13 protein-coding genes are annotated in these 12734 nt (G+C 36.4%); all 13 read left to right on the forward strand.

Features of this window, described 5'->3' with window-relative positions:
- The 13 genes from NSQ62_RS04685 to NSQ62_RS04745 all read left to right on the forward strand — a co-directional run bounded on the left by NSQ62_RS04685 (window position 1) and on the right by NSQ62_RS04745 (window position 12612).
- Entirely contained in the window at window positions 1–1071 is a 1071-nt protein-coding gene (locus NSQ62_RS04685) for a glycosyltransferase (RefSeq protein ID WP_341322769.1), read from the forward strand.
- Between the two features lie 13 nt (window positions 1072–1084).
- Entirely contained in the window at window positions 1085–2089 is a 1005-nt protein-coding gene (locus tag NSQ62_RS04690; protein WP_341322770.1) for an NAD-dependent epimerase, read from the forward strand.
- Between the two features lie 23 nt (window positions 2090–2112).
- On the forward strand, window positions 2113–3390 hold the full coding sequence (locus tag NSQ62_RS04695; RefSeq protein WP_341322771.1) for a nucleotide sugar dehydrogenase: 1278 nt from the start codon (window positions 2113–2115) through the stop codon (window positions 3388–3390).
- Between the two features lie 98 nt (window positions 3391–3488).
- Complete coding sequence (locus NSQ62_RS04700) at window positions 3489–4391, forward strand: NAD-dependent epimerase/dehydratase family protein (protein ID WP_341322772.1); 903 nt, start codon at window positions 3489–3491, stop codon at window positions 4389–4391.
- Complete coding sequence (locus tag NSQ62_RS04705) at window positions 4388–5494, forward strand: glycosyltransferase family 4 protein (protein WP_341322773.1); 1107 nt, start codon at window positions 4388–4390, stop codon at window positions 5492–5494. The genes NSQ62_RS04700 and NSQ62_RS04705 overlap by 4 nt, the downstream gene beginning before the upstream one ends.
- 20 nt (window positions 5495–5514) lie before the next feature.
- The gene (locus tag NSQ62_RS04710) at window positions 5515–6078 is read left to right on the forward strand and encodes a sugar transferase (RefSeq protein WP_341322774.1); all 564 of its coding nucleotides are present in this window, start codon (window positions 5515–5517) and stop codon (window positions 6076–6078) included.
- Between the two features lie 168 nt (window positions 6079–6246).
- On the forward strand, window positions 6247–6378 hold the full coding sequence (locus NSQ62_RS04715) for a hypothetical protein (protein WP_341322775.1): 132 nt from the start codon (window positions 6247–6249) through the stop codon (window positions 6376–6378).
- A gap of 51 nt (window positions 6379–6429) precedes the next feature.
- Window positions 6430–6996 (forward strand): transposase, encoded by a 567-nt coding sequence (locus tag NSQ62_RS04720; RefSeq protein ID WP_341322776.1) that lies wholly within the window; start codon window positions 6430–6432, stop codon window positions 6994–6996.
- 378 nt (window positions 6997–7374) lie between these two features.
- A complete protein-coding gene (locus tag NSQ62_RS04725) occupies window positions 7375–8313 on the forward strand; it encodes an LCP family protein (protein WP_341322777.1) in 939 nt (312 codons plus the stop codon).
- 41 nt (window positions 8314–8354) lie between these two features.
- On the forward strand, window positions 8355–9650 hold the full coding sequence (locus NSQ62_RS04730; protein ID WP_341322778.1) for a glucose-6-phosphate isomerase: 1296 nt from the start codon (window positions 8355–8357) through the stop codon (window positions 9648–9650).
- A gap of 38 nt (window positions 9651–9688) precedes the next feature.
- Window positions 9689–10657 carry a UDP-glucose 4-epimerase GalE gene (gene galE, locus NSQ62_RS04735; RefSeq protein WP_341322779.1) on the forward strand — a complete coding sequence of 323 codons (969 nt, stop codon included), beginning with the start codon at window positions 9689–9691 and terminating at the stop codon, window positions 10655–10657.
- A 552-nt stretch (window positions 10658–11209) separates the two neighbouring features.
- Window positions 11210–12007 carry a TIGR00282 family metallophosphoesterase gene (locus tag NSQ62_RS04740; protein ID WP_341322780.1) on the forward strand — a complete coding sequence of 266 codons (798 nt, stop codon included), beginning with the start codon at window positions 11210–11212 and terminating at the stop codon, window positions 12005–12007.
- A 140-nt stretch (window positions 12008–12147) separates the two neighbouring features.
- Window positions 12148–12612, forward strand: coding sequence for a VanZ family protein (locus tag NSQ62_RS04745; protein ID WP_341322781.1), 465 nt, complete (start codon window positions 12148–12150; stop codon window positions 12610–12612).
- The last annotated feature ends 122 nt before the right edge of the window (window positions 12613–12734 follow it).

Raw genomic sequence — 12734 nt, forward strand, 5'->3', positions numbered from 1 at the left:
ATGTCAAAGATACTACATATTATACCTACTCTGGGGAATGGTGGAGCAGAGACACTACTTGTTGAAACAGTTAAAGAATTAAAAAAAAATAATATGACTTGCGATGTATTAGTTTTATCGAATGTTGATATGTACAATTATAGAGAATTAGAAATTTACGCTGATCAAGTTATTGTTGGAAATATTAATAAAGTTTATTCAGTGAAACAAATCCAATTAATAAGGCGTGTGATTAAACAAAATAATTATGAAGTCATTCATACTCATTTGTTTGGAGCCCAATTTTTTACTGTACTTGCAACTACTAATTTAAAAAATAAAATAAAATATATAACAACCGAGCATAGTACGTATAATCGTAGGAGAGCAAAGTTTTTTGGGAGAATAATAGATAAGTGGAGTTATAAAAAATATTCAAGTGTAATTGCTATAAGCAATGGTGTAAGGGAGAGCTTAGTTGAAGTTTATCCCTTTTTAAAAGAGAAAGTAATAGTGATCTTTAATGGAATTAATCTTAATTTATACAAAAATGCTAAAAAATATAAAAAAGACGAGATATCTTCAGAATTTACGGAAAGTGATATTTTATTAATTATGGTAGCAAACTTTAAAGATTCTAAGGACCATAAAACTTTAATTGATGCACATAGTATGTTGGATGGAAAGTATAAATTGTTATTAATTGGAGAAGGCAAAAACAAACTTTATTACGAAGAATATGTAAAAACTAAAAAGTATTCAAATGTATATTTTTTAGGAAATAGATCGGATGTACCGAATTTATTAAAATCATCGGATGTTTTTGTTTTATCTTCATATTGGGAAGGCTTTGGTCTTGTTACAGTAGAAGCAGCCGCTACAGGATTACCTGTAATTGGTAATGACATTACAGGTCTAAAAGAAGTAATATTTGCTTTGCATGGAACAGTTTTTGAAAGTGAAAACCCTACTTCATTGAAGCAAGCTATAGAAACTGTAATAAAAGAAGATAGAAACTTTAGTGATGATGTATTAACACAATTTTCTATTGAAAAAATGATAAAACAATATATTTCTATTTATAATTTATAAGGAGTGTTTAAGTATGAAAATCCTTATCACAGGTGCAGCGGGTTTTATCGGTTCAACATTAGCAAAGAAATTTTTAGCAAAAGGTTATGAAGTAGTTGGTATTGATAATTTAAATGACTACTATGATGTTTCATTAAAAGCAGATCGTTTAAAGCAGATTGAAGGTATGACTTTTTATAAAGTAGATATGGTAGAGCGGGATGCTATCAATACTATTTTCGAGACAGAAAAACCTCAAGTAGTAGTTAATCTAGCAGCGCAAGCAGGAGTACGTTACTCAATTGAAAATCCAATGGCTTATATTGATTCAAACATAGTTGGATTTATGAATGTACTAGAAGCTAGCCGCCATAATGATATTAAAAACTTCATTTATGCTTCTTCAAGCTCGGTTTACGGTGCAAATGAATCTTATCCATTCTCAGTGCATGACAATATCGACCATCCTCTTAGCTTATATGCCGCAACGAAAAAATCCAATGAGTTGATGGCGCATACATATAGTAACTTATATGATCTCCCTACAACGGGCTTACGTTTCTTTACAGTATATGGTCCATGGGGACGTCCAGATATGGCATTATTCAAATTCACTAAAAATATTATTGAAGGTAAGCCTATTGATGTATACAACAATGGTGACATGCTACGTGATTTTACATATGTAGAGGATATTGTAGAAGCTATTTCACGTTTAGTTGAAAAGCCCGCACAACGTAATCCAAAATGGTCTGGTAAAGATCCAGACCCGGCTACAAGTTTTGCACCTTATGAAATATACAATATCGGTAATAATAGCCCGGTGAAGTTACTAGATTTTATTGAGGCTATTGAAGGGCATGTTGGTAAAAAAGCTATTAAAAATATGATGCCACTACAACCTGGTGATGTACCTGCAACATATGCAAATGTAGATGCTTTGTATAATGCTGTTGATTTCAAGCCAGAAACGAGTATTAAAGATGGCGTAGGCGAATTTGTTAAATGGTATGTAGGTTACTATAAAATTAAACTTTAATTTTAGTTGGGAGTCTTAAAGACATGGATAGAAAAATTGCAGTTGTTGGATTAGGTTATGTAGGCTTACCTGTAGCAGTAGCTTTTGGTAAAAAACATGAGGTAGTAGGTTTTGATATTAATGAATATCGTATTGCTACCTTAAAACAAAATATTGATTATACAAACGAAGTGACACCAGAAGATTTAAAACAAGCGATAATACACTATACTAATAAGTTTGAAGATTTACAGCAAACAGATTTTATTATTGTGGCAGTACCAACACCAATTGATGCATATCACACGCCAGATTTAACACCATTATTAAAGGCTTCTGAAACTGTGGGTAAAGGCTTAACAAAAGGGACAATTGTTGTATATGAATCGACAGTGTACCCAGGTGTAACAGAGGATGAATGTATTCCTGTTCTAGAGCGAGTTTCTGGATTAAGATGCGGAGAAGACTTCTTCGTTGGCTATTCACCAGAACGTATTAATCCAGGAGATAAAGAGCATACCTTTACAAAAATTAAAAAGGTTGTTTCAGGACAAACACCAGAAGTACTAGAAGTTGTAGCAGAAGTTTATGGCAGTGTTGTAGAAGCTGGTGTTTATAAAGCAAGTACTATTAAAGTAGCTGAAGCGGCGAAAGTAATCGAAAATACTCAACGTGATGTTAATATTGCATTAATGAATGAGTTAGCATTAATTTTTGATCGTATGGATATTGACACATCAGAAGTGTTAAATGCAGCAGGGACTAAATGGAATTTCCTGAACTTCTCACCAGGTTTGGTAGGAGGGCACTGTATTGGTGTAGATCCGTACTACTTAACACATAAAGCTGAATCATTAGGCTACTATCCAGAAGTAATTTTAGCAGGGCGTCGGATTAATGATGGCATGGGTGCATTTGTAGCACAATCATTAGTGAAGCAAATGATTAAACAAGGTTCAACAATCCAAGGCTCTACTGTCACTGTGTTAGGTTTAACATTTAAAGAAAATGTACCAGATTTACGTAACTCTAAAGTAATTGATATTATTAGAGAGCTCCAAGACTATGGTATTAATGTACAAATAACGGATCCAGAGGCTGATACTGAAGAGGCATTTGAAGAATACGGTGTTCATTTAGTGAAAGAGGTAGACTTAAAATTAGCAGATGCTTTAGTTTTAGCAGTACCACATAAAAAATATGTGGAGCAGAGTTGGAACTTAACTAAGTTGTTAAATGAATCAAGTAATTTAATTGTAGATATTAAATCTGTTTTACCTTTAGAAGAAAAGCCTGAAGCAATTTGTGCTTGGAGGTTGTAATTATTAGTTAAAAGGAGAAGTTATTTAGATATGATAAAGAAACTTATCAATACTAAATAGCTTTTTATTATGCATAAATAGAAAGGAGATGTGAAAATATGTTACTTGTAACGGGAATTACGGGTCATACAGGCCAATATTTTTTAAAAGAATTAATTGCAAATGATTATATTGGAAAAATCAGGTGTTTGGTAAGAGAAACAACCAATATAGCTAAATTAGAAAATACATCATTAGATATAGAAGTTTTAAAAGGGGATTTAAATGATAAAAATTTTTTAGTAAAAGCCATTGAAGGGGTAACTGAAATAGTACATATTTATAACATTCATCATTCGAGAAGTATTATTGATGTAGCGCTAAAAAAGAATGTTTCTAAGGTAGTGCTAGTTCATACCACAGGAATTTATTCTAAATTTAAAGAAGCATCTGCTGGATATAAGCAAATTGAAGCAGATATACAAGAAACTCTACATATTGCTAATCATCCAATGAATGTAGTTATTTTAAGACCTTCAATGATTTATGGTGATCTTTGTGATCATAATATGAGTAAATTCATTAAACTAGTGGATAAGGTTAAATTTGTACCTATAATTGACAATGGAAACAGTTTGATTCAACCTGTTAATGCCAGAGATTTAGGGAAAGCCTATTATACAGCATTGACAAAGATAAACAAAAGTACAGATTACGATTTAACAGGGGATAGACCGATAACTTTGAAAGAAGCTTTAGAGTCCATAGCCTTGAATTTAAATAAAAAAATTCATTTTATTAGCGTACCTCTTTCTTTAGGTCTTATTGGTGCTCGAGTAGTTAAAACTTTATCATTAAGTAAAATAGATTTAATCGAAAAGGTGCAAAGAATGGCAGAAAATAGAAGCTATTCTCATGAAAAGGCAAAACAGGACTTTGCATATAAACCAATGACTTTTGAGCAAGGAATTTTAGAGGAGATAAGGCAGTATAAAGTGAAAAAGAGTGGGGAATCTCTATGAAAATTATTGTTTTATCAAGTCATACACAATCATTATTTTGGTTTCGTATGGACATGATGAAAAGCTTCATGGAAGCAGGACATACAGTAATTGCAATTGGCTCAGAGCCGATGAAAGAATGGGCATTTAAATTTCAGGAACAGGGGATTAAGTATAGACAAATTCCTGTGCAACGAAATGGAATTAATCCCTTAAAAGATATTAAAACGATGAACGTAATTAAGAAAATTTTTAAAGAAGAAAAACCAGATAAAGTTTTCGCGTATCAAGCAAAAAGTATTATTTATGGCAGTATAGCTGCTAAACAAAGTAATATAACGGAATTTTATCCCTTAATAGCAGGCTTAGGTTCTATTTTTAGAGGAACAGGTCTAAAAAATAAATTGATAAAGATTGTAATGGAAAATCAATATCGTGTTGCGTGCCATTTTAGTAAAAAGGTATTTTTTCAAAATAATGATGATAAAAATGAGTTTATTAAAAATAAGTTAGTTGCTGAAAGTAAAACAACAATTATTAATGGTTCAGGAGTTAATTTAGATAGGTTCCAACCTGTTGAACAACCTAAATTAGCTACATTTTTGTTTATAGGAAGGCTTATAAAGGATAAGGGTATTATCGAATATTTAGAGGCTTGTAAGCGAATAAAACAGCAATATCCGCAAGTTAGATGTTTACTACTAGGTCCCTTTGATACTAACCCTTCTGCGTTAAAGCCTGAAGAGCTTCAGCCATATATTGATTCCAACATTATTGAGTATTTTGGTGAACAAAAAGATGTTAGACCTTATTTAGTTATGAGTAGTACCTTTGTCTTACCTTCATATCATGAAGGTACCCCGAAAACTATATTGGAAGCTATGGCTATGGAACGTTCAATTATAACTACAGATGCTCCTGGGTGTAGAGAAACAGTAGAAGATGGGGTAAATGGGTACTTGGTAAAAGTGGGAGATGTACATAGTTTAGTTCAAGTAATGGAAAAAACTATTTTAAATCGTGAACTAAGTTTAAATATGGGGAAATTTAGCTTAAAGTTAGCGCGTGAGAAGTACGATGTAAATTTAGTAAATCAATCAATTATAAAAACTATGCAATTATAAGTTGCTAGAAAGGTAGAGTTATGAAACGAATTATAGATATTATTCTGAGTGGGATAGCCATTATTGTATTTTCAATTCCTATGCTAATTGTTGCGATATGGATAAAAAAAGATTCAAAAGGTCCTGTTTTTTTTAAACAAAAACGTACGGGAAAAGACTGCAATTTATTCGAAATCTACAAATTCCGCTCTATGAGAACAGACACCCCAAATGTATCTACCGAGCTATTAGGTGACCCATCTACATTTATTACCAAAAGTGGACGTTTTATTCGCAAGACAAGTCTAGATGAATTACCACAACTATTTAATATAATTAAAGGGGACATGTCAATTGTAGGTCCACGGCCAGCGTTATATAATCAATATGATTTGATTGAAATGAGAAACAAAGTAGGAGTTAATGATATTCGACCTGGTTTGACAGGTTATGCTCAGATTATGGGGCGGGATTTAATTTCTGATGAACAGAAAGTACAATATGATAAATATTATGTTGATCATCAAAGCCTGGTTTTGGATTTAAAAATTATTTGGTCAACCGTTTTTAGTGTTGCTAAATCAGAAGGTATACGATTGAAATAGTTATGTCTAAGTTGTAGATTGTACAAAAGGTAATAATGATAGAACAAAAGTAATAAAATATAACACGCCTGTTGATTAAATAATTTTTACCAGTAAAATTCAATAAAAAAGAGAGATTCCATGTAAAATGTAAAGTTATAACACCAACTTTTACGAGGAGAATCTTTCATGGCTAAGGTTACCACGATTTTTAAATTTCTTCAAAACTTTATTTCACAGGAAGAAATCAAAGGAATTCTCGCTGAATTCGGTTTTGAAGATACGGCTCGGAAATGTGAGGTATCAACACTTAAAAACTAATTAGTTGGCGCTGCTACATTTGAATGGAAAAGTTCACGATCAGCTTCGGATGTGGCAACCGAGAAAGGCTTAAAATTCGTGAATTATCCCACGCTATGCAAACGTTTGGGCGAACTGAATTACCTCATCGTCAAACGAGTTTTTGAGTTGATTGTTGGTCGATTAAACCGTTTACCCTCGGTGCTTTATCACGGTTATCGTTCAGGAATTAAACTGCACGTTCGCTTGACAAATACTACAGGAATGCCCCTTCAAATCGTTGAAACAACGGGCTTGAAACACGATGACCCTATTGGTGTAGAACTCAAAGATAAGCGTTTAATACTCGTCGCAGATCGTTCATATTTTTCAATTGATAAGGCTGATCGCTATGGGTCAACGAAACAAGATTTTGTCCTCCGCTTAAAGGATAATATTCAGTTAAACCGTCAAAAGCCCTTGAAAAGAACGGCTGTTGAAGGCTCGAACATTGTGGCTGATTTTACTTGTACACTTGGCACGATCAAAAATACGGTATTCAGCCAGTTTCTTTGTGCTACCCTGCCAATTGAAAGGCAGATTGATCTCAGAGAAATACTCAAATTTTATCGGGTGCTTTATCAAATAAATACTGGATGAATTTGGCTAATTAACACGTGTATGTGCTTACGGTTCTATTAAGAAAAGAATATCAAATCTAATAAATTCTTTCATTGCCACCTCAAAGTAAATAAATTACAATAAAAACTAGCGTGGTCTTATAACACACCATACATAAGGCAACAAAAACCAAAAAAAGTCGCTAGATGAATAGCCATTTAGTAACTTTACCAAAAGCATTGAGGAATGAAAATTTCTTCAATGCTTTTGTTTTTTTTTTTTTTTGTGAATTTTCCCCTCCCTAGGAATATTCCCCCACTTCCAATACTATACTATTCATTAGAGATTTAATTTCCAGCACGTAAGAAAGGAGGCACTCGTCACATTCCCTAGCAATCACAAAACTTGGAGGCATGGATGAAACGTTTATTCAAATGGCCAGTTGTCCTACTCGTCGGTTGTCTGTGTGTGGTTACACTTGTTGCGGCGAGTACTGCACAACAAGTGGAGCAGCTATCGACGAACATGTATCAACCTTTACGAGCAAATGAAGAACTCCCGCAGCGCAGTGTCAAACTTTCAAAACAAGAAAAAAGTCCTTTTTCAATCGCCCTTTTAGGTGTCGATGAACGGGGGGAAGACAAAGGGCGTGCAGATACCATCATCATTTGCACCATCAACCCAAGCGAACAATCAGCAAAGCTTCTGAGCATTCCGCGCGACACGCATGTCGAGATTTTTGAACGCCAAATGTCTGATAAAATTAATCATTCCTATGCTTACGGCGGTACGTTATTAACCGTCGAAACCATAGAACAACTACTTGAAATCCCGATTGATTATGCGGTCAAGGTCAATATGGAAGGTTTTACACAGATCATTGATGCCATTGGAGGCGTTGAGGTCGAGAATGCTTTTGCCTTTCATTCGGCTGGGGAAAATTTTTCGCAAGGGGCGATTTCATTAGACGGGGATCGTGCGCTAAGCTATGTGCGTATGCGGTATGACGATCCACAAGGTGATTTTGGTCGCCAAAACCGTCAAAAGGACGTAATCAAAGCTTTGATGAATGAGGCCACAAAGCTTCAAACGGTGCGGCATTATTCAAAAATTATTGACGTGATGGAACAAAACGTCGAAATGAATTTATCCTTTGACACGTTACTAGCGCTCCGCAAAGATTTTATGACGAGCTTTCAAGATTTAGAGCAATATTATTTCACACAAGGTGCCGGCAAAACAGTCGATGGCATCTATTATTATTTTTTAGACGAAGCCGAATTACACAACATACAACTTACACTACAATCCCACTTACAGCTACCTACAAAAACTCTACCACCACACACCGAATAACTCGCAACCATTCTTAATTTTTAGTAGAAAAGAGTGAGCATTTGATAAACCCAATCAACTTAAAGAATCATCGTTCTGTAACAGGAGCCACTGACGCGAATTGGCCCGTTTACCAACCACTTGTGACGGCAATTCACGACAAATTACATGAACACAATGTACCAGGAACCGGATGGCTACAAGACCCGCTCGAACAAAATAGCTCCGTCTTATTCGAGTTAAATTGGCTCGTCGAAGAAATACAAGCACAGGCAGACACTCTAATTGTCATTGGCGTTGGTGGTTCCTATAACGGCACAAAGGCGGTACAACAAGCATTAACGCCTTATTTTAAAGAGTCCGATATTGAAATCATTTATGCGGGGCATAATTTAAGTGGCGCCTATATGGAGCAGCTGTTACAGCATTTGCAGCACAAAAATCCGTATGTTTACGTTGTTTCTAAATCTGGTACAACACTTGAAACATGCCTTACATTTCGTTTGTTAACACAATTTATGAAAACTAAGTTTGGTCAAAATTACAGCGACCGTATCCTTGTGGCAACGGATGAAACGAGTAGTCCATTACGGGAAATTGCTAAGCTGAATCATTACCGCTGCTTTCCCATTCCGACTACGATTGGTGGGCGGTACTCACTTTTTACCGTTGTGAGCTTATTGCCTTTAGCGGTAGCAGGAATTGACATCATCGAGGTGTTAAAGGGTGCGAGTACTGCAGCTAAACAGCTTTCAAAAAGGGAAATTCACCACAATATTGCTTATCAATATGCCATTTTACGTCATGAATATTATAAAAAGGGTTACCACGTAGAGTTGCTCGCTTCATTCGAGCCATGCTTAACGACACTACACGAATGGTGGAAGCAGCTCTTTGGTGAAAGTGAAGGCAAACAGCAAAAAGGCTTGTTTCCAACGAGTGCAAATTATTCAACGGATTTGCATTCAATTGGGCAGTTCATTCAGCAAGGCAACCCCATTTTATTTGAAACAATCCTATCATTTGGTCAAATGGAGGGCGATGTCGTCATTCCGCACGACCAAAACAATATAGATCAGCTGAATGATTTAGCGAATCGTAGCTTTAATGAAATCAATTGCCATACAAAAGAGGGTGTCATTAGAGCGCATCTAGACGCAGGTGTGCCAGTGATTGAGCTTGAGGTTCACAAGCTCGATGCCTATCATGTCGGGTACTTATGCTACTTTTTTATGAAAGCATGTGCCATGAGTGCGTGTTTACTAGGTGTGAATCCATTTGATCAGCCGGGTGTGGAGCATTATAAACGGAAAACACTGGAGTCCTTAACAAATTCAGTTGTGCACTCGATGAAATAGCGGGAAGTTATGATTATTCGAAGAGAGGGGCATTGTTCATGATATTAGTAGTTGGTGGGGCTGGCTATATTGGCAGTCATGTCGTCAAACATTTAGTACAAACCGCGCAAGTCGTTGTGTACGATAATTTATCAACGGGTCATAAGGAAGCGGTTGATCCGAAGGCGATTTTTATTGAAGGTGATTTAGCAGATGAACAACGCTTAACGCAAGTATTTACACTGTTTCCTATTGAAGCCGTTATGCATTTCGCCACAGTTAGTGGAGTAGCGGAATCGATTAGAAACCCACAGCGTTATTACGAAAATAATGTGGGTGCTACATTAAGTTTACTTACCGTGATGCGCAATTGTCAGGTGAAGAATATTATTTTTTCATCGTCCGCTGCCACCTATGCGCCGAGTGAAGAATTATTACACGAGGGAAGTCCGGTCGCCCCTACGAATCCGTACGGGCGTTCAAACGGTTTTGTAGAGCAAATATTACAAGATTATGCACATGCCTATCAGTTTAATTGTACCGTACTACGTCATTTTAATGTCGCGGGTGCAAGTGCGGATGGTGAGATTGGTGAAAGGCATGTCCCAGAAACCCATCTTATTCCGACGGTTTTACAGCATTTGCGAGGCGAATTAGAAACCGTTAAGTTATATGGCGATACGTATCCTACTGAGGACGGAACCTGTATTCGCGATTATGTTCACGTAGAAGACTTGGCCAATGCCCATATTCTAGCACTCGAAGCGTTGCTGCAAAGGGAGGCTGATTTTACGATTTACAATATTGGTAATGAACTAGGCTTTTCAGTGAAAGAAATCATAGAACAGTGTGAGCAAGTAACAGGAAAAAGCGCCAACATTGAACTGACGCATAAGCGAGCAGGCGATGCAGCTATTCTAGTGGCCAGCACGAAAAAAATTCAACGAGAACTCGGCTGGCAACCGGAAAAAACCTTACAGCACATGATTGAACACGCATGGCATTGGCAGAAACGAGCGGTTTATTAAAAATGTAATATTGCTCGTTGTACTGTACTGAATAAGATAAAGCAGAGCATTGATTTAAGTAGATTAAATGAAAAAGGAATAACTTTTAACTACCAAAAAGTCCTGCTCCTGGCGCTCCGCTTTCGTCGCAAAAGCGCAAGCGGCTTGGTTTCACGTTCTTAACTTAATAACGAGAGTGACATTTTATGATTGGCTGGCATCGCAAACGGCATGAAAGGAAAATTCTAAAACACTTTTTAGAATTTTTCTTTGCGCCGAGGATGGTGAGAATTCATTTTGACCACCGCAGAAGCACCGCCTCAAGCGGCTAAACTCACATGGTGCGAGTTAATGTGCCTGTCGCTTCGCTTTCGGCACAGAATTCAAAGTCAGCCGATCCTGACTTTGAATTTGCTTTCTTGCCGTAGCCAGCCAATTAATAAAGTGAAATGCTATTTGAATTGCCTACATAAGTAAAACAGTGTTAAAATAATAAGATGTGTTACTTCTTTTGGCACGTCGAAATGTGCGAATGGAAGATATAATTGAACGATTAGAAAGTGTGGTTTATTTATGAAAGTATTATTTATTGGTGATATCGTTGGTTCTATTGGGCGCGATGCAGTAGAGCAGTATTTACCGCGTTTAAAGAAAAAGTATAATTTAGATGTTGTCATTGCAAACGGTGAAAACGCAGCAGCAGGCCGCGGGATTACACGTGCTATTTATACGGATTTATTACAAATGGGTGTGGACGTCATTACGATGGGGAACCACACGTGGGATAACAAAGACATTTTTGATTTTATCGATGATGCTGATTATTTAGTACGCCCGGCGAACTTCTCGAAAGACGCACCAGGTCAAGGGATGACGCAAGTAACGAAAAATGGTGTGACAATCTCAGTTATTAACTTACATGGTCGTGTGTTTTTACCGCCACATGAAGATCCATTTGCTATGGGCTTAGAGCTTGTTGAAGAGGCACGTAAAACATCACCAGTTGTTTTCGTTGATTTCCATGCAGAAGCAACAAGTGAAAAAATTGCATTAAGTTGGCATTTAGAAGGTAAAGCGTCGGTTGTTGTTGGTACGCATACACATGTACAAACAGCTGATAACCGCATCTACCCAGGAGGTACGGCGTATATTACTGATGTTGGTATGACAGGCCCTTACGATGAAGTACTAGGTATGGGGAAAGACAATGTCATTTATAAATTCTTAACAAACATGCCTGCACGCTACGAGGTACCGAAAAGAGGCCGCGCCGTATTAAGTGCCTTCTTCGTAGAGATTGATGATAATACAGGAAAAGCAATCCGCCAAGAGCGCGTGCTAATTAACGAAGACAATCCATTTCGTGGATAACTAAAAAATCTAAATACCTATCGTTCGGGGTTACCCGTTTTCTAACGATAGGTGTTTTTTGTTTCCTAATTTTAGATAAAACCGAATGAGTATTCAAATAATAGGATAAGACTGGATAGTGGAGGTGGAAATAACCGAACATGCGAAAATATATTATTTGGATTATCGTAATTATATGGATGCTGCTGATCTTTTATTTTTCTCAACAACCGGTCGAAAAATCGAGTGATTTAAGCTCAGGCATAACCGAACGAATTATTGAAATGGTCGATATTATTGCGCCGACGGATGAGTTATCAGTGGACCGATTGCATCACATCATTCGAAAAAACGCGCATTTCTTTATTTTTTTCTGCCTCGGTTTGTTCGTGTTTACCGCATTAAAGAACCGTAAGATGAAAGGTTTTAGAAAAGAACGAGTTGCGTTTTACATTTGTATGCTCTATGCGATATCAGATGAAGTCCATCAGTTATTTGTCTCAGGGCGAGGCGCTCAGGTAAAGGATGTGCTCATTGATAGCGCGGGTGCAGCTTGTGGCATTCTAGTAGCTTCACTAATCAGTTCTTTTGTAAAAAGTAGAAAGCGTATGAAAGAAGCCGCGTAATAATAGAAGAATACGAGAGTTGAAAGAGGATAGAACTTTGTCGAATACAAGGTTCTGTTCTCTTTTTTTAGCGTATTTGAATAATTTTGGAATTTAATGAATAAGCTAACTGTTAGAAAGAC

It is taken from the genome of Solibacillus sp. FSL H8-0523, assembly GCF_038051985.1.
Taxonomy (GTDB): Bacteria; Bacillota; Bacilli; order Bacillales_A; family Planococcaceae; genus Solibacillus.

What these genes read in the sequence shown, in the direction of transcription:
- NSQ62_RS04685 (WP_341322769.1), top strand. Translation starts at nt 1, where the DNA reads ATGTCAAAGATACTACATATTATACCTACTCTGGGGAATGGTGGAGCA.
- NSQ62_RS04690 (WP_341322770.1), top strand. Translation starts at nt 1,085, where the DNA reads ATGAAAATCCTTATCACAGGTGCAGCGGGTTTTATCGGTTCAACATTA.
- NSQ62_RS04695 (WP_341322771.1), top strand. Translation starts at nt 2,113, where the DNA reads ATGGATAGAAAAATTGCAGTTGTTGGATTAGGTTATGTAGGCTTACCT.
- NSQ62_RS04700 (WP_341322772.1), top strand. Translation starts at nt 3,489, where the DNA reads ATGTTACTTGTAACGGGAATTACGGGTCATACAGGCCAATATTTTTTA.
- NSQ62_RS04705 (WP_341322773.1), top strand. Translation starts at nt 4,388, where the DNA reads ATGAAAATTATTGTTTTATCAAGTCATACACAATCATTATTTTGGTTT.
- NSQ62_RS04710 (WP_341322774.1), top strand. Translation starts at nt 5,515, where the DNA reads ATGAAACGAATTATAGATATTATTCTGAGTGGGATAGCCATTATTGTA.
- NSQ62_RS04715 (WP_341322775.1), top strand. Translation starts at nt 6,247, where the DNA reads ATGGCTAAGGTTACCACGATTTTTAAATTTCTTCAAAACTTTATTTCA.
- NSQ62_RS04725 (WP_341322777.1), top strand. Translation starts at nt 7,375, where the DNA reads ATGAAACGTTTATTCAAATGGCCAGTTGTCCTACTCGTCGGTTGTCTG.
- galE (WP_341322779.1), top strand. Translation starts at nt 9,689, where the DNA reads ATGATATTAGTAGTTGGTGGGGCTGGCTATATTGGCAGTCATGTCGTC.
- NSQ62_RS04740 (WP_341322780.1), top strand. Translation starts at nt 11,210, where the DNA reads ATGAAAGTATTATTTATTGGTGATATCGTTGGTTCTATTGGGCGCGAT.
- NSQ62_RS04745 (WP_341322781.1), top strand. Translation starts at nt 12,148, where the DNA reads ATGCGAAAATATATTATTTGGATTATCGTAATTATATGGATGCTGCTG.